Source organism: Xanthomonas sp. fls2-241-TYG-148 (assembly GCF_030208815.1).
Taxonomy (GTDB): domain Bacteria; phylum Pseudomonadota; class Gammaproteobacteria; order Xanthomonadales; family Xanthomonadaceae; genus Xanthomonas; species Xanthomonas campestris.
Map to the genome: position 1 here is coordinate 14,922 of NZ_JARVTE010000013.1, position 19,348 is coordinate 34,269.

At 67.0% G+C, this 19,348-nt stretch carries 12 protein-coding genes; 5 read left to right on the forward strand and 7 right to left on the reverse strand.

What is annotated here, in order from left to right; all coding sequences use genetic code 11:
• Window positions 1–111: 111 nt before the first annotated feature.
• Genes QRM60_RS14000 through coaBC form a run of 3 tightly spaced genes read right to left on the reverse strand, consistent with a single transcriptional unit; the run spans window position 112 to window position 4,184 of the window.
• The gene (locus QRM60_RS14000) at window positions 112–2,454 is read right to left on the reverse strand and encodes a phosphomannomutase/phosphoglucomutase (protein WP_161962925.1); all 2,343 of its coding nucleotides are present in this window, start codon (window positions 2,452–2,454) and stop codon (window positions 112–114) included.
• A 15-nt stretch (window positions 2,455–2,469) separates the two neighbouring features.
• The gene (gene dut, locus QRM60_RS14005) at window positions 2,470–2,937 is read right to left on the reverse strand and encodes a dUTP diphosphatase (protein ID WP_029217103.1); all 468 of its coding nucleotides are present in this window, start codon (window positions 2,935–2,937) and stop codon (window positions 2,470–2,472) included.
• Window positions 2,925–4,184 carry a bifunctional phosphopantothenoylcysteine decarboxylase/phosphopantothenate--cysteine ligase CoaBC gene (gene coaBC / locus QRM60_RS14010; RefSeq protein ID WP_115557381.1) on the reverse strand — a complete coding sequence of 420 codons (1,260 nt, stop codon included), beginning with the start codon at window positions 4,182–4,184 and terminating at the stop codon, window positions 2,925–2,927. Before coaBC ends, dut begins: the two co-directional genes overlap by 13 nt.
• A gap of 96 nt (window positions 4,185–4,280) precedes the next feature.
• Here coaBC and radC point away from each other — a divergent pair, with 96 nt between their 5' ends.
• The 5 genes from radC (at window position 4,281) to QRM60_RS14035 (ending at window position 8,981) form a co-directional block, all read left to right on the forward strand.
• Entirely contained in the window at window positions 4,281–4,958 is a 678-nt protein-coding gene (radC, locus tag QRM60_RS14015) for a DNA repair protein RadC (RefSeq protein ID WP_042595589.1), read from the forward strand.
• Between the two features lie 87 nt (window positions 4,959–5,045).
• Window positions 5,046–6,734 carry an arginine--tRNA ligase gene (argS, locus tag QRM60_RS14020; protein ID WP_285446415.1) on the forward strand — a complete coding sequence of 563 codons (1,689 nt, stop codon included), beginning with the start codon at window positions 5,046–5,048 and terminating at the stop codon, window positions 6,732–6,734.
• Between the two features lie 46 nt (window positions 6,735–6,780).
• The gene (locus tag QRM60_RS14025; RefSeq protein ID WP_011038937.1) at window positions 6,781–7,641 is read left to right on the forward strand and encodes an SPOR domain-containing protein; all 861 of its coding nucleotides are present in this window, start codon (window positions 6,781–6,783) and stop codon (window positions 7,639–7,641) included.
• A gap of 6 nt (window positions 7,642–7,647) precedes the next feature.
• Entirely contained in the window at window positions 7,648–8,202 is a 555-nt protein-coding gene (locus QRM60_RS14030) for a hypothetical protein (protein ID WP_285446416.1), read from the forward strand.
• A gap of 23 nt (window positions 8,203–8,225) precedes the next feature.
• The gene (locus QRM60_RS14035) at window positions 8,226–8,981 is read left to right on the forward strand and encodes an SDR family NAD(P)-dependent oxidoreductase (RefSeq protein ID WP_115541652.1); all 756 of its coding nucleotides are present in this window, start codon (window positions 8,226–8,228) and stop codon (window positions 8,979–8,981) included.
• 354 nt (window positions 8,982–9,335) lie between these two features.
• Here the strand turns inward: QRM60_RS14035 and QRM60_RS14040 are convergent, their stop codons facing one another.
• The 4 genes from QRM60_RS14040 to speA all read right to left on the reverse strand — a co-directional run bounded on the left by QRM60_RS14040 (window position 9,336) and on the right by speA (window position 19,207).
• On the reverse strand, window positions 9,336–10,460 hold the full coding sequence (locus QRM60_RS14040) for an acyltransferase (protein WP_285446417.1): 1,125 nt from the start codon (window positions 10,458–10,460) through the stop codon (window positions 9,336–9,338).
• A gap of 674 nt (window positions 10,461–11,134) precedes the next feature.
• Complete coding sequence (locus QRM60_RS14045) at window positions 11,135–12,469, reverse strand: glycosyltransferase (protein WP_285446418.1); 1,335 nt, start codon at window positions 12,467–12,469, stop codon at window positions 11,135–11,137.
• A complete protein-coding gene (locus tag QRM60_RS14050; RefSeq protein WP_285446419.1) occupies window positions 12,462–16,442 on the reverse strand; it encodes an amino acid adenylation domain-containing protein in 3,981 nt (1,326 codons plus the stop codon). Before QRM60_RS14050 ends, QRM60_RS14045 begins: the two co-directional genes overlap by 8 nt.
• An 878-nt stretch (window positions 16,443–17,320) precedes the next feature.
• A complete protein-coding gene (speA, locus tag QRM60_RS14055) occupies window positions 17,321–19,207 on the reverse strand; it encodes an arginine decarboxylase (RefSeq protein WP_285446420.1) in 1,887 nt (628 codons plus the stop codon).
• Window positions 19,208–19,348 lie beyond the last annotated feature (141 nt).

Consider the following 19,348-nt stretch of genomic DNA (forward strand, 5'->3'; position numbering starts at 1 on the left):
CACGCGCAGCCTCGCGCGCGGAGACTGCGGAGCAGAACGCGGCTTGGCCAGGACGCCACTGCGCTGGCCGCGGTCGATGCGGCCAGCGCAGTGGCTCGGCGGCTGCCGTGCTCAGAATGCGAGCGGGTGATCCGGCAGCAGCGCCTGCAGTTCGCTGCGGAACAGCGCGCGGATGCGTTCCAGCGCCACGGCGGTGTCGGCTTCGAAGCGCAGCACCAGGATCGGGGTGGTGTTGGACGCACGCACCAGGCCCCAGCCGTCGCCGAAATCCGCGCGCAGCCCGTCGATGGTGGACAACCGCGCGGCCTCGAACGGCGACTCCTCGCCGGCCTGCGCACGCTCCACGAACCGGGCCACCAGCGCGTGCGCATCGCCGTCCACCGGTACCTTGATCTCCGGCGTGGACACGCTTTCGGGCAGCTCGCCGAGCACGTCGGACGGGGTCTCTTCGCGCTGGGCGAGGATTTCCAGCAGGCGCGCAGCGGCATAAATGCCATCGTCGAAGCCGTACCAGCGCTCCTTGAAGAAGAAATGCCCGCTCATTTCACCGGCCAGTTCGGCATCGGTTTCGCGCATCTTCGCCTTGATCAGCGAATGCCCGGTCTTCCACATCAACGGGCTGCCGCCATTGCGCAACACGTAGTCGGACAGCTTGCCGGTGCACTTCACGTCGTAGATCACCAGCGCGCCGGGATTGCGTTGCAGCACATCGGCGGCAAACAGCATCAGCAGGCGGTCGGGGAAGACGATGGCGCCTTCCTTGGTGACCACGCCCAGGCGGTCGGCATCGCCATCGAAGGCCACGCCGATATCCGCATCGAAGCGCTGCACCATCTGCACCAGATCGCCGAGATTGTGCGGCTCGCTCGGGTCGGGATGGTGATTGGGAAAGGTGCCGTCGATATCGCAATACAGCGGCACTACTTCCGCACCGATGGCCTCCAGCAGACGCGGCGCGATCTCGCCAGCCGCGCCATTGCCGGCGTCCACCACCACCTTGATAGGGCGGTCCAGCTGCACGTCGTCGGCAATGCGCTGGATGTAGGCATCGCTGATGTCGCGCTGCTCCAGTTCGCCGGGGCTGGCTGCGGTATGCAGGCGGCCTTCGTTGATGCGCTGGTGCAGCTCGGTGATCGCCGCACCGGAGAGCGTCTCGCCCCCGATCACGATCTTGAAGCCGTTGTAGTCGGGCGGATTGTGGCTGCCGGTCACCGCCACGCAGCTGCCGGCGCGCAATTCGTAGGCGCCGAAGTACACCACCGGCGTCGGCGCCAGGCCGATGTCGGTGACGTTGCAACCGGCGCGGCGCAGACCTTCGATCAGGCCGTTGGTCAGTTCCGGGCCGGACAAACGTCCATCGCGGCCGACCACGATGTCGCGCAGGCCTTGCGCCTGCATCACGCTGCCGATGGCCTGGCCGATCAGCGCGGCGATGCCGGGGTTGAGATCCTTGCCCACCACGCCGCGGATGTCGTACGCGCGGAACATTTCTGCGGCGACCTGCACGGCCGGGACCAGCGCCGCGGGCGCCGGCGTGGCATCGTCCAGCGCGCGGGGCTCGCCGGCCACGCTGGCGTCCTGCTGCAGGCTCTGGCGGAAGGTCGGCTCGTCTGCGGCCGCATCACCGGCCACCCGACGGCGCGGCAAGGCCACCTGGCCCCGGCTGGCCAGCACCAACAGCACCGCGATCACCAGCAGCAATGCCGCCACGATCGCGCAGCCGAGCGCGCCCAGCCCCAGCGGGCCGCTGTCGCTTTGCGGCACCGCCGCAGCGATGCGCAGGCCACTGTCGCCCAACGGGCGGGCCAGGGTTTCGGCGGCGCCCGCCAGCGCGGTATCGCCCTGCTCCACCACATTGAAGCTGCCCTGGCGCAATGCCAGATAGGCCTGGCCGGGCACGGCAATGGCATCGAGCGGGCCGGTCAGGCGAAGCAACGGCAGCCGGGCGTAGGCCACCGCCGGCTGGCCGCCCAGGGCGACCGCGGCGGCCACGCCCAGCCGCACCTGCTTGGCGTCGCGCACCACGCGCACCTGGGCACGTTCGCCGACCAGCGCCGACTCGAGCAGGCTCAGCCGCGCGTAACCAAAGTCCTTCGGGTTGTCGTACGCCGCGCTGAGGTCGCCGCGCAGCACCTGCACATCCTCGGCGCCCTTGAAGCGCTCGCGGATCGCAGAGGCGGCGGCGAGTGCATCGCCGCCGGCCAGCGCGGCCACCACCTGAGGTTGCTTGAGCACGGCGTCCAGCTGGCCGGCCTGCGAGGTCATGGCCTGACGCACGTCCTGCACGGCGCGGTCGCGCGCCTGCTCAAGCGTCTGCGCGATCGCGTCCTCGCGCCATTGCGCGTAGCTGTTCCAGCCAAACCAGGCGGCCAACAGCAGCAGCATGCCGCCCAACACCGGTCCACTCGTCCGCACGCCCGACATCCCCTGCCTGCGCTCGTTCGCCTTGCTCATCGTCAAGCTCCCCTGTCAGCGCACGCCGGTGTGGCCGAATCCACCCGCTCCCCGCGCGCTATCCACGAAAGTATCCACCACTTGCAAGCTCACGCGCACGATCGGCAGGATCACCAACTGCGCGATGCGATCGCCCGGCTCGATGGTGAAGGCCTCGCGGCCGCGGTTCCAGGTGCTGATCAACAGCGGCCCTTGGTAATCGGCATCGATCAGACCGGTGCCGTTGCCCAGCACGATGCCGTGCCGGTGGCCCAGGCCGGAGCGCGGCAGGATCACCGCGCAGACCTGCGGGTCGTCCAGATGGATGGCGATGCCGCTGGGAATCAGCGCCGCATCGCCGGGCTCCAGCGTCATTGGCGCCTCCAGTGCCGCGCGCAGGTCCATTCCGGCGCTGGCCTCGGTGGCATAGGCCGGCAGCGGCCACAGGTCGCCGAAACGCGGGTCGAGCAACTTCACCTGCAAGGACTGGGTCATGCCTGCAATCTCTCCGCGATCAGGGCCAGCAGTTGCTCGGCCAGGTCCGTCTTGCTGCTGCTAGGAAACGCACGCTCGCCGCCCTGCCAATAGGCGGTGGCGGCATTGTTGTCGCTTTCAAAACCACCGCCGGCGATCCCCACCTGATTGGCGATGATCAGGTCCAGCCGTTTGGCCGCCAGCTTGCCACGGGCGTAATGCTCCACGTCGTGCGTTTCGGCAGCAAAACCGACCACCAGTTTGAGCGCACCGGTCTGCGCGGCGACCTCGGACAGGATGTCCGGCGTGCGCACCAGTTCCAGCGTGAGCGTCTCGCCGGTCTTCTTGATCTTCTGCGACACCACCCGCTTGGGCGTGTAGTCGGCCACTGCGGCCGCGCCAATGTAGATGTCGGCCGGGAACGCGCCCAGCACCGCATCGCGCATCTGCGCGGCCGAGCGCACATCCAGGCGCTGCACGCCGTCGGGCGTGGTCTGGTGCACCGGCCCGCTGACCAGCACCACATCGGCGCCCTGGCGTGCGCCCGCCGCTGCCAGCGCGTAGCCCATCTTGCCGCTGCTGCGGTTGCCGACGTAGCGCACCGGGTCCAGGTCCTCGAAAGTAGGCCCGGCGCTGATCACGATGCGCAGGCCTTCGAGTTGAGCACTACTGGGAATGAACACCGGCGGCGACGCGGCAGCAGCGTCTTGACGCAGATCGTCACCGGCCAGCGCCGCGATGATCGCGGCCGGCTCGGCCAAGCGGCCGGGACCGGATTCGCCCTCGGCCAACGGGCCGTCGTCCGGGCCGACCACCGCCACGCCGCGCGCGCGCAAGGTGGCGATATTGGCCTGGGTGGCCGGGTGCAGCCACATGCGGTGATTCATCGCTGGCGCCACGGTCAGTGGCGCGGTGGTGGCCAGGCACAGGGTGGTGACGAGGTCATCGGCCAGGCCGTGCGCCAAGCGCGCCAGCAGATCGGCGGTGGCCGGCGCGACGATCACGCGGTCGGCCCAACGCGCCAGTTCGATATGGCCCATGGCCTGCTCGGCAGCGCTGTCCCACAAGGTGGTGCGGGTGGGCTGGCCAGACAGCGCCTGGAAGCTGAGCGGGGTGACGAATTGCTGCGCGCCGCTGGTCATGGCGACCTGCACCTGCGCACCGGCGTCGCGCAGGCGACGGACCAGTTCGAGCGATTTGTAGGCGGCAATGCCTCCGCCGACGCACAGCAGCAAGCGCTGTCCGTCCAGGGGGCGGGCCTGAGTGGAGCCGGTCACGTCGGAGTCGTCCTACCGTTACAAGGACAACTAGATTAGCCGATGCCCCCGTTCGGCCTGATAGGCGTCGGCGATGAGCACCGGCAATCTGGTCATATGCACATCAACGACTGGCCCACCGACGAACGCCCGCGCGAGAAACTTCTGGCCCGCGGCGCCGCTGTTCTCTCCGACGCCGAGCTGCTGGCGATCTTTGTCGGCTCGGGGTTGCGCGGCCAGGACGCGGTGCGCACCGCGCGCGACCTGCTGCACCGGCACGGCCCGCTGCGCTGCCTGCTGGATCGCCCGGCCAAGGCGCTGGCCCGCCTGCCCGGACTGGGGCCGGCGTCGGCCTGCAAGCTGAGCGCTGCGCTGGAGCTGGCCAACCGGCACCTGCTCAGCGACCTGGAGCGCGGCGAGGCCTTGAGCGACCCCAGCAGCGTGGGGCGCTACTTCTCGCAGCGGCTGCGGGCGCGCAACTACGAAGTGTTCGCGGCACTGTTCCTGGACAACCGCCATCGCGCGATCGCCTTCGAGGAGTTGTTCACCGGCACCATCGACGCGGCCGAGATCCATCCGCGCGAAGTGGTGCGGCGAGCGCTACTGCACAACGCGGCGGCGGTGGTGGTGGGCCACAACCATCCCTCCGGCAATCCGGAGCCGTCCGAGGCCGACCGCGCGGTCACCCAGCGCCTGCTGCAGGCCTTGGGGCTGGTGGATATCCGGCTGCTCGACCACTTCGTGATCGGGGATGGCCGGCCGGTCTCGCTGGCCGAGCGCGGCTGGGTGCCGTGAGCCTGCGCGCCGGGACCTGAATCGTCACTCGGACCCGCGGCCGCGCGGTCGGGTAAAATCGCTGGTTTCGTTCCAAGCAGATCCCACGTGAAAGCCCAACTCCGCGCACTGATCGGCCAAGGCATCGAAGCCTTGCGCGCCAATGGCACCCTGCCCGCCGACACCCTGCCGCCGGATTTTGTGGTCGAGCGGCCCAAGACCCGCGAGCACGGCGATTTCGCCACCAATGCAGCGATGCTGCTGGCCAAGGCTGCGCGCAGCAACCCGCGTGCGCTGGCCCAGGCGCTGCTGGCCGCATTGCCGGCCAGTGACGATGTAGCGCGCGTGGAGATTGCCGGCCCGGGCTTCATCAATTTCCATCTCACCCCGGCCGCTTACCAGCGCGAAGTGATTCATGTGATCAAGCAGGGGCACGACTACGGCCGCGGGCTGGCCGGCAACGGCCGCTCGGTGGGCGTGGAATACGTCTCGGCCAACCCGACCGGCCCGCTGCATGTCGGCCACGGCCGCGCGGCGGCGATCGGTGACAGCCTGGCGCGCGTGCTCGATGCCAATGGCTGGAACGTCAAGCGCGAGTTCTACTACAACGATGCCGGCGTGCAGATCGAGAACCTGGCGTTGTCGGTGCAGGCGCGCGCGCAGGGCCTCACCCCGGACAGCGCCGGCTGGCCGGAAAACGGCTACCGCGGCGATTACATCGCCGATGTCGCAAAGGCCTACCTGGCGGGCGACACCGTCGACCTGGAAGGCCACCTGGTCACCGGCACCAAGGACCCGGCCGATCTCGAATCGATCCGCCGTTTTGCGGTGGCGTATCTGCGTAACGAGCAGAACCACGACCTGGCCGCATTCCGCGTCGATTTCGACATCTATTTCCTGGAAAGCTCGCTGTACAAGGACGGCAAGGTCGACGAAGCCGTGCAGAAGCTGATCGCCTCCGGCCACACCTACGAGGAAGGCGGTGCGCTGTGGTTGAAGTCCACCGACTTCGGCGACGACAAGGACCGGGTGATGCGCAAGTCCGACGGCACCTACACCTACTTCGTGCCGGACGTGGCCTATCACCTCACCAAGTGGCAGCGCGGCTACGAGCGCGCGATCACCGAACTGGGCGCCGACCACCACGGCTCGCTGACGCGCGTGCGCGCCGGCCTGCAGGCGATGGAGCTGGGCATCCCGCAGGGCTGGCCGGAATACGTGCTGCACCAGATGGTCACGGTGATGCGCGGCGGCGAGGAAGTGAAGCTTTCCAAGCGCGCCGGCAGCTACGTCACCTTGCGCGACCTGATCGAAGAAACCAGCGCCGATGCGGTGCGTTGGTTCCTGATTGCGCGCAAGCCCGATTCGCAGCTCACCTTCGATATCGACCTGGCGCGTGCGCAGAGCAACGACAACCCGGTGTTCTATGTGCAGTACGCGCATGCCCGCGTCTGCAGCGTGCTGCGCCAGGCGCAGGAAAAGGGCCTGAAGTACGACCAGGCCCACGGCATGGCCGAGCTTGCACGCCTGGACGACGAACATTCGCTGGCGCTGATGCTGGAGTTGTCGCGCTACGCCGAAGTGGTGGAATTGGCGGGCCAGACGCTGGAGCCGTACCAGATTGCGCAGTACCTGCGTGAATTGGCGCACGCCTTCCACACGTGGTATCACAACAGCAAGGTGCTGGTGGACGATGCCGCCGAGCGCGACGCCAAGCTCACCCTCGCGGTGGCCACCCAGCAAGTTCTCGCCAACGGCCTGGAACTGCTCGGCGTCAGCGCCCCAGAAAAGATGTAATCAGCGGCCGCATGGCCCGCAATGACGTGATTCGGAGAAGTGGTGAATGGCAGCACGACGCGGTAAGAGTCAGGCGCGACGCAATACCAGCAATGGCACACCGGGATGGGTCTGGTTGGTCGCCGGCGCAGCGATTGCGGCCGTGATCTTCCTGGCGGCCCCCAACCTGTTCAAGAAGGACGGCGACGGGTTCCTGCGCGTGGGCCCGCGACCCAATCCAGATGCGCAGCCCGCTCCGGTGGCCGACACCGATGTCGACACACCGGCCGAGTTGCCCAAGCCCAGCGCGCCGCCGGCCAAGCCGGCGGTCAAGCCCGGCGATGCGCAGACGCAGTACGACTTCTACACCCTGCTACCAGGCAAGGAAGTGCAGATGTCCGATGCCGAACTGGCCGCCAGCGCGCGTGCCGAAGAGGCTGCGCGTGCGCGCGCCGCGCTGGAAGGCAAGCCGGTGGCGCCAGCGGCCAGCGTCGCGGCCGCCACACCCACGACCAGCGTGCCGATGCCCTTGAACGAAACCGCCGCCAGCGCGCCAAAACCGTTGCCGGAAACCGCGCCCGCGCGGCCGGCCGCGACGCCGGCACCGGCCAGCACCGCTGCGGTCACCACGCCGGCAGCCGCAAGCGCCGCCAAACCGGCGGCCAGCGCGGCCGCTGCACCGGCCGTGGCCGACACCACCCGTTACATCCTGCAGGCCGGCTCGTTCGGCGCCTCGGGCGATGCGGAGTCGACCAAGGCCAAGCTGGCGATGATGGGCCTGGCCGCACGCGTGGAGTCGGCCGACATCGCTGGCAAGACGGTCTACCGTGTGCGCATGGGGCCGTATGGCAGTGCCGGCGAATTGGCCGAGGCCAAGCAGAAGCTCACCGGCAGTGGGCTGCCGGCCATCGCCATCAAGGCGCAGTAAACACCGGTGATGCGCCGGGTCGCCGCGCTGGTGCTGTGGGGGCTGATCGGCACGGCGCAGGCCACCGAGCAGATTCCGGACCGCATCCAGATCGATGGCCGCGATGCAGCGCTGCTGGCCGAACCGTTATCTGCGGTGCTCGACGACCAGGACACCTGGCAGCGTTTCGTCGCCCATGCGCGCCAGGCGCTGGGCGGTTGCAGCGCCAACTGGCGTGGTTACCAGGCCTATTGGCGACTGGACGGCGTGCGCCTGCTGCTGGATCGCGTGGTCATCGGCGCCTGTGCCGAAACACCGCCGAACTTGCCGCTGCAGGTGCTGTTTCCGCGGCGCCAAGCGCCGCTGTTGGCAGACTGGGTCGACGGCGAACTGCTGATCGCCCTGCCTGATGAGCACGCACACGACGCAGCGGCGGCTCCTGCGCAGGCCAGTTCGAAGTCGTTGCCGTATCTGCTGTTGCACGTCCAGCACGGCCAGGTCACCACACGCGAACCGCTCAGCGCGGCGATGTTGGAGGCGCGGCGCGCCGCCGCCACGCAACGTGCCGCTCCCCATCCCTGATCCATGTCCCCAGGAGTTCCCCCATGTCCAAGACCGTCCTGATCACCGGCGCCACCTCCGGATTCGGCAGTGCCGCCGTCCGCCGTTTTGCCGCAGCCGGCTGGAACGTCATCGCCACCGGCCGGCGTGCCGACCGCCTGCAGGCGCTGGCCGCTGAACTCCCCGCAGGCCAGGTGCACACCGCCGCCTTCGACATGCGCGATGCACAGGCCCTGGGCGCTGCCATCGACGCGCTGCCGGCGAACTTCGCCGACATCGACGTGCTGGTCAACAACGCCGGCCTGGCGCTGGGCACCGCACCGGCGCAGCAAGCCGACCTGAGCCAGTGGCAGCAGATGATCGACACCAATGTCACCGCGCTGGTGACGCTCACCCATCGCCTGCTGCCGGCGCTGATCGCGCGCCGCGGCGCCATCATCAACATCGCCTCGGTCGCGGCGACCTACCCCTACACCGGCGGCAACGTATACGGCGGCACCAAGGCGTTCGTGCAGCAATTTTCGCTGGGCCTGCGCTCGGATCTGCACGGCACCGGCGTGCGCGTGACTTCGATCGAACCGGGCATGGCCGAAACCGAATTCACCCTGGTGCGCACCGGCGGCAACCAGGCCGCCTCGGACACGCTGTACCGCGGTGCCACACCGATGACGGCCGAGGACATCGCCGAGCAGATCTTCTACGTGGCCAGCCTGCCGCCGCACTTGAACATCAACCGGCTGGAGATCATGCCGGTGACGCAGTCGTTTGCAGGCTTCCAGGTGGCACGCGACGCGCAGTGAGGCGGTGATGCGTGTGGGCAGGCGAGCGTGGTTTGCATGCCAAGCGCATTGCCGGTGATCACGCCGTTGCACTGCGCTGCGTGGGCAGGACGGACGCCGCGTTTGCGGGAGTGTTGAACCATGCCTGTGTGGCTGCACCTGCTCTCGTCCATGAACGCGACTGCTGAAGCCAGAAGGCCGCGCATTGCGCGGCTTTCTTCATTGGCGTCGATACGTCGAGAGATCGGTGGGTTGGTCGATCGGTAGCCGCTGCTTGTTGGCGCGATGTGGACAGACACAGCGCATGGCCGCGCGCCTGTTCGGCCAACAACGGTGTAGCGCATACCCAGCGCAGGAGCGCCAACGCCGAGCGCGCTACGCCGGCTCGGCCACCACGGCCAAACTGCGCCGGCGAAGCACCCTGCCGCGCAGGCGCAGGAACGGCCGCTCCACTGCGTAGTGCAACAACGCCCCGGCCAGCAGTGCGCAGACGCCGTAGACGGCGAACGCGAGGATGCCGCGCCCGTCCAGCGCCGCTCCCAGCCAGGTCTGGGTAACGTGGAACACCGCCTTGTGGGTCAGGTACAGGCTGTACGAAATGCCTGCCAGCCAGGCCGCGCCCGGTACATGCAGCCTGCCGAGCGCGCTGTTGGTGGCGGTACCGGCCAGCACCAGGCATGCCAGGCCCAGCGACAACACCGGCCAGCCCACTGCATTGCCGAGCAGGCCGGTTCGGTCGCGGAACAGCCACAGGGCCAGCGCCATGACCGCCACGCCGGCCAGCGCGAAGGCGTTGCCGCGCTGCTGCAGGCGCTGCCAGGTGTGCGGGCGGAACACCTTCACCACCGCCAGCACCACGCCAGCCAGCAGGCCGTCCAGACGATTCCACGTGGGGTAATAGATGTCTTCGATAAACCAGTTGCGTTGCAGCCCGGCGCCGGCCGCGTCCAGCGCGCTGTCATGCAGCCACACCCCCGCACGCAGCGCGATGCCTGCCGCGACCACCACGACGCACAGCACACCAAAGCGCAACGCCGACGGACGCCGCAGCATTACCGTGGCCAGCAGCGGAAATACCAGATAGAAATGTTCTTCCACGCACAACGACCACGCATGCGAAAACGCGGCGTCACGGCCGTAATCGACCAGCAGATTCAGCGTAAAGGTCACAAACATCCACCACGGCGCCAGGCCCGGCGACTCGCGGAATCCCGGCCAGGCCAGGTACACCGCCAGCACCACCAGGAAGGCCGGCAAGATGCGGAAAGCGCGGCGCAAGTAGAAGTCGGTGAAATCCAGACGCTGCCCACTGGCCAGCGGCATCAGCACCTGCGTGCCGATCAGAAACCCGCTCAGCACGAAGAACAGATCCACGCCCATCCAGCCGTAGCGCGACAGCCATGCCCATTCCGGCCCCAGACCACCGACCACGAACGCGTGGAACAGCATCACCCACACGATGGCGATACCACGCAACAGATCGAGAGCCGGATAGCGCATGCGGTCGGGGCGGTCGGGAGAACCCCGATTGTGCCCTAACCATCGCGGCATTACGGATGGGTGCGCGTGCATTGGCGCAGACGCCCGGGCACGCAGAGCAATGCACTACCGATGTCAGCAGCGCACGCGCATGTGGCAATGCGCCGCAAGCGCACGCATGTCTGGATCAGAGGAAGCCTGTGCACGCATGAAAGACACCCCAATGCGCACACCACGCTGCCAGCGTGCATCCGACTCTGGCGATCGCGCGCCAACTGGCGGCCCAGCATGACGGGCGAATGATGCAAAGCAACGCAGTGCCGATGTCAGCGGCGCACGTTTGCTTGGACACTGGTCGCGAGCGCATGCATGGAGCAGACGGCGGATACAGAAACGTACTCCGCCGCCGCATCACGCGGCCAATCATGAAGACGCAGCCAGTGGCCCGATGAACCCTGGTGGCTCGCAGTGCTCTCACGTTAGATGGCCTTGCCTGCGCATGGATCCAGCACGCAGCGCAGGCACTCTTCCCGCACCCAAAGAATAGGCCGCGTCACACGGCGGCCAGTTGATGCGTGCGCTATAGCCTTGCGCACAGCACCGGCGCTTCAGCGGCCAGACAAACGTGCCTGCTGCGGCAATGCATCGCCGCGCTGCTCACCTCAGCGCCGCCACATGCCAAACGCCATCGCGCCTCAGGCCATCGCCGGCTGCGTACTCCGCGCATCCACGCTGACGGGCGCGCCGGCCTCCAGTAACGCCCAGGCCTCCAGCTGGTCCACGGCACGGCGGATGCCGTCTTCGTCGCGAATGCGTTGACCCAGCGCAGCTGCGGCCGCACGCATGGCCGGCGTGCTGGCCTGGGCGATGGCATCGGCCAGGGTCTGCGGCAGCAAACCGTTACGTGACAACGCCGGCGGCGCCACACCGCGCTGGGCCAGGCAATGCGCCCAGAACGGTTGGTCGTAGCCGAACGGCAGCACCACCGACGGGATCCCCGCGGTCAGCGCCGCACCGGTGGTGCCGGCGCCGCCGTGATGCACGGCCACCGCCACGCGTGGGAACAACCAGTCGTGTGGCGCCTGCTCCAGATGGAAGAAGCGCGTGGCATCGTCATCGGCGTCTTCCCCGGCCGCCAACCCGCCCCAGCCGCTGGCCAGCAGCGCACGCTGGCCGGTCAGGCGCACCGCCGCCTTGACGGTGGCGGTGAGTTGCGCGGCATCGTTGCTGGTCATGCTGCCGAAGCCGATGTACAGCGGTGGCGGCCCGGCTTGCAGAAACGCCTGCAGCGCCGCCGGCGGTTGCCACTGCGGCTGCGGCAACTGCCAGAAGCCGCAAACCTGCGCGCTCTCCGGCCAGTCAGGCGGACGCGGACACAGGTGCGCGCTGTAGCCGTATAGCACCCGCAATGCACTGCGATCGGGCCCGCTCCACGGGTACGCCGGCAACCCCAATGCCGGGCGCACCACCTCGTTGAGCGCCGGGCGCATCAACTGCCAGCCGGCAAAGCGCACCACATGATGCAGCGCCACGCTCACCAGCCCGGGCAGGCGCACGGTGGGCATTACCATCAACGGCAGATGGCGCGAGGCGGTCAGCGGCTGCAACTGCGCGAACACCACCGGCAGGCCATACCGCTGGCCCAGGCTATGGGCCAGGAAACTGGCGCTGCCCACGCCAAGAATCAGGCCGGCATCGGCGCAGGCGGCGCGGCCTTGGTCGGCCCAATCGCGCGCCCACTCCATCAGCTGCGCACGCAATTTGCCCCAGATGCCACGCCAGCCGCCACGCATCTCGGCGATGTCCGGATGCCCCTGCAACAGCTTCTGGTGATCGCCGCTCAGCGGGTAGAACTCCAGCCCGTTGGCAAGAATCAACGCGGCAAAGTTGGCGCTGGTCAGCACCCGTACCCGATAACCACGCTGCTGCAGGCCACGGCCCAGCGCGATGATCGGGCGAACATCGCCATGCGTGCCCAGCGTGGCGATCACCACCGGGCGCTGGGATGACGCTGTGGAGGACTCAGGCATATTCGGCCACCCCGTCGCTGGCGGTGGTGATGCAGCCGTCGGTGCGCGCGGTTTTCGCGGTCGCCGCATGCAGCAGCGTGCTGAGCGTGGCCGAGTGCGCAGGCGACAGCATCGAGTGGTGATCGCTATCCAGGGTGTGCAGCTGCAGGGTGCGCACATACGGGCGCCATGCCTGCGGCCGGTAGTCCACCCAGAGCGCATCGTCACCACCGGAGGTCATGCGCACGCTGGCTTCGACGAACAGCACATCCTGCGCCAATGCACGCGGCTGGTAGCGCCGTGCCAGGTGCAGGTGATGCTGGGTCACCGCGCCCAGATCATCCAGCAGCGTGGGGCGTTGATCGAGCAGCTGGCGCACCGCCGGCACCGACATCAGCCCGTAGTGATCGCACAACAGGCTGGCGAGTTCGGCCACCGTGGTCGGCATGGGTTGTCCGGGCGCCAGATTCAGATTGAGCGCATGCACCGAGGCACGCACGCCTTCGGATTCCGGCAGCGCGGCGGCCTGCTGGCGATGCGGGTAACTGTCGAGCATGGCCAGCACCTCGACTTCCTCGCCAAGCGCATGCAGTTCGGCGGTGATGGCGTGGGCGATCAGCCCACCCAGCGACCAGCCCATCAGGCGATAGGGCCCGTGCGGCTGCACTGCGCGTAGCCGCGCCAGATAATCGCGCGCAATCGCCTCGATGCTGTCCGGGCGGTGCAGCGGGTCGCTCAGGCCAGGCGACTGCAGCGCATACACCGGCCACTGCGGATCGAGCTGCCCCAGCAAGGTGAGATACGACCAGCCAAGCCCCACCACCGGGTGGATGCAGAACAACGGCGTAACGCCTGCGGTGCCGGCACGCAGCGGCAGCAGCACGCCCAGTGGATCGTTCGGCGTGTGCGTGCTGCGGCGGACCACCTCGGCCAGCCCGGCAATGGTCGGCGCATGGAACAGCGTCCCCAGCGGCAGTTCCACCCCAAACAGCTGCGGAAAGCGTGCCGCCATTTCCGCAGCGCGCAGCGAGTCGCCGCCAAGCTCGAAGAAGTTGTCGTCCACGCCCACCACGGCAATGCCCAGCACGTCCTGCAGCATCGCTGCCAGCTGCTGTTCGAGTGCATCGCGCGGGGCCAGATGCGCACGCTGCGGCACAGCGCCAGGCGCCGGTAACGCGCGGCGATCGAGTTTGCCATTGGCCGTGAGTGGCAGCGCCTGCAACGGCATCCACAGCGTGGGAATCATCGATGCCGGCAGGCGCTGCTGCAGATGCGCGCGCAGCAGTTCGGTGGAAGGCGCGGTGCCGTGCTTGCCAACCACGTAGGCGAGCAGCTGCAACGCGTTGGCACCATCGTGATGCCCCACCACCACCGCCTGCGCCACCTGCGTATGCAGCAGCAGTGCGTTTTCGATTTCCGCCGGCTCCACGCGGTGACCACGGATCTTCAATTGCCCGTCCGCACGGCCGATGAATTCCAGCAGGCCGTCGCGGCGCTGACGCACGCGATCGCCGGTGCGGTACATGGTGCTGCCGTCATCGGCAAACGGGTCGTGCACAAACCGCTCGCTGGTGAGCTGCCGCTTGCCGCGATAGCCCTTGGCCACGCCCGCGCCCCCGATGTACAGCTCGCCGACCGCGCCGGTCGGCAACGGCTGCCGCTGCGCATCGAGCACGTACACGCGTGTATTGAGCAACGGCCGGCCGATGGGCGGCGCCGCCGCGTCGCTCAGCTGCAGCGGCATGATGGTCGACCAGATGGTGGTTTCGGTGGGCCCGTACAGCTGGGTCAAACGGCCCACGCGGCTCAGCAGTTGCGCGGCCAGTTCGGGCACCAGGGCCTCGCCGCCGACCAGCGCATGCACGCGGTCCAGCGCCAGCTCCTGGTTGGCCAGCAGGATGCGCCACAACGACGGCGTGGCCTGCACCACGCTGATCTGTTCGTTGGCGATCAGGCGCGAGAGGCTGCGTGGATCGTGCGTAATCCCCGCAGGTGCAATGACCACGCGCGCGCCGGTCAGCAGCGGCAAATACAGTTCCAGCCCGGCGATATCGAAGGTGATGGTGGTGACCGCCAGCACGCGATCGCGCGGGCGCAATGCCAGTTCCTGCTCCATCGCATGCAGGAAATTGGCCAGGTTGCGATGGCTGACTTCTACACCCTTGGGCACACCGGTCGAGCCGGAGGTGTACAGCACGTAGGCGGTGCCATCCGGCTGCGCCAGCGGGGCGATCGCGGCGGGCAAGACGGCCGGGCGCGGGTCAAGCCAGACCATGCCGCCGAGCAGATAGCGCTCGCACAACGCAGGCTCGCAGACCAGCGCGATGGCACCGGAATCGTTGAGCATCTGCCGGTTACGCGCGGCCGGGCTTTCCGGGTCCAGCGGCAGATACGCCGCCCCGCTCCACATCACCGCCAGCAATGCCACCAGCAACTGCTCGCTGCGTGGCAACGCGATGGCGACCACATCGCCCGGGCGCACACCATCGTCCACCCATTGCGCGGCGATGCGCGCGGCCAGCTCGCACAGCGTGGCGTAATCCAGCGTGCGGTTGTCGTACTGCACCACCACCGCAGCGGGCATCAGCTCGGCACGCTGCAGCATGCCGTGCAGCAAGGTGCTCGGCTGCGGCAATGGCGCGGCAGTGGCGTTCCAGGTGTGCAGCAGACGCTGGCGCTCGGCATCGCCCAGCACATCGACCTGACCAAGCGCGCACTCCGGATCGGCGAGCACGGCATCGGCCAGATGGGTCAGGCGGCGGCAATGTTCGGCCAGCTCGTCGCTGTCATACAACGCCGGGTTGGCATCCAGATCAAAGCGTAACGCTGCACCGTCGCCACGCTCGTAGCAGAAGATGGTCAGATCATCGGCCGGGCCATTGCACAGGTTATGCGGCACCGCGTAGGCCTCGCCAAAGCGCAGTGCATAGTCGAAGGCTTCGATATTCACGGCCAGGCGTGCGAACTTCTGCTCGATGCCGAACAGGCCCAAATCGCGGCGCACATCCTCGAAGCGATATTGCTGGTGCCGCAGTGCACTCCTGACCACGGAGGCCACCTGCGCGAACAGTGCATGCACCGGCTGCTGCGGATCCATCTTCAGACGCAGCGAAATGACATTGGCCACCAACCCGGCGGCCTGCCGGTAGCGTGCATTGATCCGGCCAGTCACCGGCATGGCCAGCACCAGGTCTTCTGCGCCGGTGCAGCGGTAGTAATACGTGGCAATCAGCGCAATCAGCATCTGCGGCAGGCTGGCACCGTAGTGCTTGCCCAGCGCACGCAACTGCACCACCTGCTGCGGGGAGAATTCCCCGGTGCCACGCAACAACCCGGTGGACAGGTGGTTGCCCGGGCGCGCCAGGGTCGCCGGCGGTGGCAGGTCGGCCAGCTGCTCCATCCAGTAATTGCGATCACGCTGAAAGCGATCAGAGTCGCGGTACTGCTGCTCCAGCTCGATCAACGACAGCGCGCTGCCGTACTCGGCGGGTGCCGGCTCGCACCCGGTGGCGTAGGCGGTATACAACACCGCCATGCGCTGCATCATGATCGAAGCGCAATAGCCGTCCATCACCAGATGGCTCACGCATTGCACCCACATGTGATGGTCTTCACCCAGACGGAAGACTGCACATCGCCACAACGGCCCGTTCTGCAGATCCTCCGGCTTGCGGATCTCCTCTTCCACCCAATGCTCGGCCGCATTCCGCGGCGCAGGATCGTCGCTGAAGTTGAAATAGTGAATCGGCGCGGTGTACTCGGGCATCACCACCTGTCTGGGCACGCCATCGTCTTCGACGATGCATAGCCGCAGCGTGTCGAACTCGCGCGTGAGCTGCAGGCTGGCCCGGAGCAACACTTCAGGGTCGAGCGGGCCGAACAACTCCAACGCTTCGGACAACATCAAGGTGTTGTCGGTATGCAACTTACTGGCCACCCACAGCCCGCGCTGCGCTCTGGTCAGGGGATACACCGGGGACGAGTCAGCGTGCATTGACGTGCATTCCTTGTTGTTGGCGCGCAGTGATCCAGCGCATCCTTACCGCCTTGCGGTATCAGGACGCGGGCAAGACCGAGCCGCCTTTTAAGAATCGTGGGGTAAGCAACACCACCGATCACCAGCATCTGCCGGCAATACGCGATGGAAACGCACAATAGAGACGCACACTGACGCGACGCACAGTCGCTCGCATGACAGCTGACTGATAAAGCCCCTTGCGTCGCTGCAAGTTAATAAACACTAACAATCTGCGCGCACAATGAACCGTGCAAAAATCACGATTTTCGCGTCGTGCGCAAATATTTTTACCGAAGCGTGATTTGAACTAGTGTTCTTGATGCATATGTAGCGCGCGCGCATATCGCGATGGCTGCTGCCGCAGAAGCGCTTGATAAAGGCCGCATTCGTGCATTTAAGCGTCCAAGCACACTCGGAATCTTCATCCATCGCAACGCATCGGATGGAGGCTCGAGTAAGACCACTTTGCGTAACGCTATTGGTATAACTGCGCCGCAGACCGAATCACTTACCGAAATCGGACGGGCTCCAGAGAGCGGCGAACGTTTTTAGCAAGCATGGCGTGTCCTCGCACGATCATCTGACAGTCGCCGAACTGTCATTGGCGGGCAGCAACCTTCGGGAACAACGCGCAGCGATTGCCTACGCCTTCTCGGCACACGCATGCGGCCAATGGCAGGCCTTACGCACAAGAAAGTGCGGCGTTGGTCACTCTAATCGGTCGATGCGCATGGCGCGGGCGTGCGCATGCATCACCCGGCTTAGAGAAGGCTAACAAGTGCACCCCGCGCCTTGGCAGGCATGCGCATACCACCCCCACTGCGCTGCGGCACCGGCCGCAGCGCAGCTGCCCATCAGCCCAACGGTTCGTCGGACAGATAGGTGTACCCGGTCAGGCCGGCTTCCAGGGCGTCATGCAATTCCTGCGCGCGCTCGGGTTGCAGCTGTGCCGCGGCGATACGTTCGGCATAGGTGGCCCGCAGGGTGTCCAGCTGATAGCCCACATAGTCGAGCATCACATCGGTGGTGTCGCCGCGACGCTGCTGCGCGATGCGGTAGCCGGTGCCGTCCACGGCCACTTCCACCGCATCGGTATCGCCGAACAAGTTATGGATGTCGCCCAGGATTTCCTGGTAGGCACCCACCAGGAAGAAGCCAATGCGATAGCTCTCGCCGGGGTTCAAGCCATGCAATGGCAGCGAGCTGTCCAGGCTTTCGTTCTCGACGTAGGTCTTGACCATGCCGTCGGAATCGCAGGTCATGTCGGCGATGATGCCGCGCCGCTGCGGCGCCTCGTTCAGGCGCTCGATCGGCACGATCGGGAAGACCTGATCAATCGCCCACACATCCGGAATGGATTCGAACACGCTGAAGTTGACGAAGTACTTGTCCACCAGCCGCTCGTTGAGCTCGTCCAGCACCGGGCGGTGGCTCTTTTCGTCGAAGCTCAGGCGCGCACGCACGCCGTGGGCGATGGCGTAGAACAGGTCGTCGATGCGCGCACGGTGGGTTAAATCGATCTGGCCCAGCGCGTAGGCGCTCAGCCCTTCGGCATGGAAGTGCTGCGCTTCCTGGAACAGTTCCACCGCCGGACGCACATCGAGCTCGTCGTGGATCTCGCGCAGGTGACGGATCGCCGCCGGCTCGTCGTCGTGCGCATCCGGCACCCGGCCTTCCGGCGCCTGCTCCACTTCCGAGACATTGGCGATCAACACTGCGTGGTGCGCGGTCATCGCGCGGCCGCATTCGGTGACGATGCGCGGCGGCGGCAGGCCGTGCTCTTCGCAGGCACTGGCCAGCGGCTGCACGATGTTGCTGGCGTACGAATGCAGGCCGTAATTGATCGAGCAATAGCTGCGCGAACGCGTGCCTTCGTAGTCGATGCCCAAGCCGCCGCCGACATCCACATGGCTGATCTTCGCGCCCAGGCGCGAGAGCTCCACGAAGTAACGGGTGGCCTCGCGCATGCCATTGGCGATGTCGCGCACGTTGGAAATCTGCGAGCCCATATGGAAATGCAGCAGGTTCAGGCTGTCTGCGTATTCGGTATCGCGCAGCGACTTCCACAGGTCCAGCACCTGGCGCGGCGACAGCCCAAACTTGGCCTTGTCGCCACCGCTGTTCTGCCACTTGCCCGCGCCCAGCGACGCCAGCCGCATGCGCACGCCCAGGCCCGGCTTGACGTCCAGCGCGCGCGCTTCTTCCAGCACCAGGTTCAGCTCGGAGGGCTTTTCAATGACGATGAAGGTCTGCAGGCCCAGCTTGCGCCCGATCAGCGCCAGGCGGATGTACTCGCGGTCCTTGTAGCCGTTGCACACGATCAGCCCACCCGGACGCGACAGTGCCAGCACCGCCATCAGCTCGGGCTTGCTGCCCGCTTCCAGGCCGAAGCCCTCGCCGTGGTGGCTGGCCAGCGTGCCGGCCACGCCGCGGTGCTGGTTGACCTTGATCGGGTACACCGCGGTGTAACCACCGGCGTAGTCCCAATCGGCCTGCGCCTGGGCAAAGGCTGCCTGCAGCTTGCCCAGGCGCTGGCCCAGGATGTCCGGGAAGCGCACCAGCAGCGGCAGCTTGGCGCCGGCCGCACGCGCGGCATCCACCACTTCGGGCAGCGACACCGCAGGGCCGTCGGCGGTCGGTCTGACCACCACATGGCCGGCGTCGTTCACATCGAAATACCCATCGGCCCAATGCGGGATCGAGTAGGTCTTGCGGGCTTGGTCGAGGGACCAATCGCTCATTTCGTTGTCTCGGCTGGGGCAAAAGGGCGTGAATTGTAACGCCTGGCATGCCGAGGGTCCGTTACAATCCGCGCCGATCTGACGCCCTGTTCCCGATGGAAACGGGGCTGACGAGGGCTCGGACCTGGCCGTCAGCCGCAT

Excerpts from the sequence above, each read along its gene's own strand:
- QRM60_RS14000 (WP_161962925.1), bottom strand. The coding sequence starts at position 2,454 with ATGAGCAAGGCGAACGAGCGCAGGCAGGGGATGTCGGGCGTGCGGACG.
- QRM60_RS14045 (WP_285446418.1), bottom strand. The coding sequence starts at position 12,469 with ATGCCTGAGTCCTCCACAGCGTCATCCCAGCGCCCGGTGGTGATCGCC.
- radC (WP_042595589.1), top strand. The coding sequence starts at position 4,281 with ATGCACATCAACGACTGGCCCACCGACGAACGCCCGCGCGAGAAACTT.
- QRM60_RS14040 (WP_285446417.1), bottom strand. The coding sequence starts at position 10,460 with ATGCGCTATCCGGCTCTCGATCTGTTGCGTGGTATCGCCATCGTGTGG.
- QRM60_RS14025 (WP_011038937.1), top strand. The coding sequence starts at position 6,781 with ATGGCAGCACGACGCGGTAAGAGTCAGGCGCGACGCAATACCAGCAAT.
- QRM60_RS14035 (WP_115541652.1), top strand. The coding sequence starts at position 8,226 with ATGTCCAAGACCGTCCTGATCACCGGCGCCACCTCCGGATTCGGCAGT.
- QRM60_RS14050 (WP_285446419.1), bottom strand. The coding sequence starts at position 16,442 with ATGCACGCTGACTCGTCCCCGGTGTATCCCCTGACCAGAGCGCAGCGC.
- speA (WP_285446420.1), bottom strand. The coding sequence starts at position 19,207 with ATGAGCGATTGGTCCCTCGACCAAGCCCGCAAGACCTACTCGATCCCG.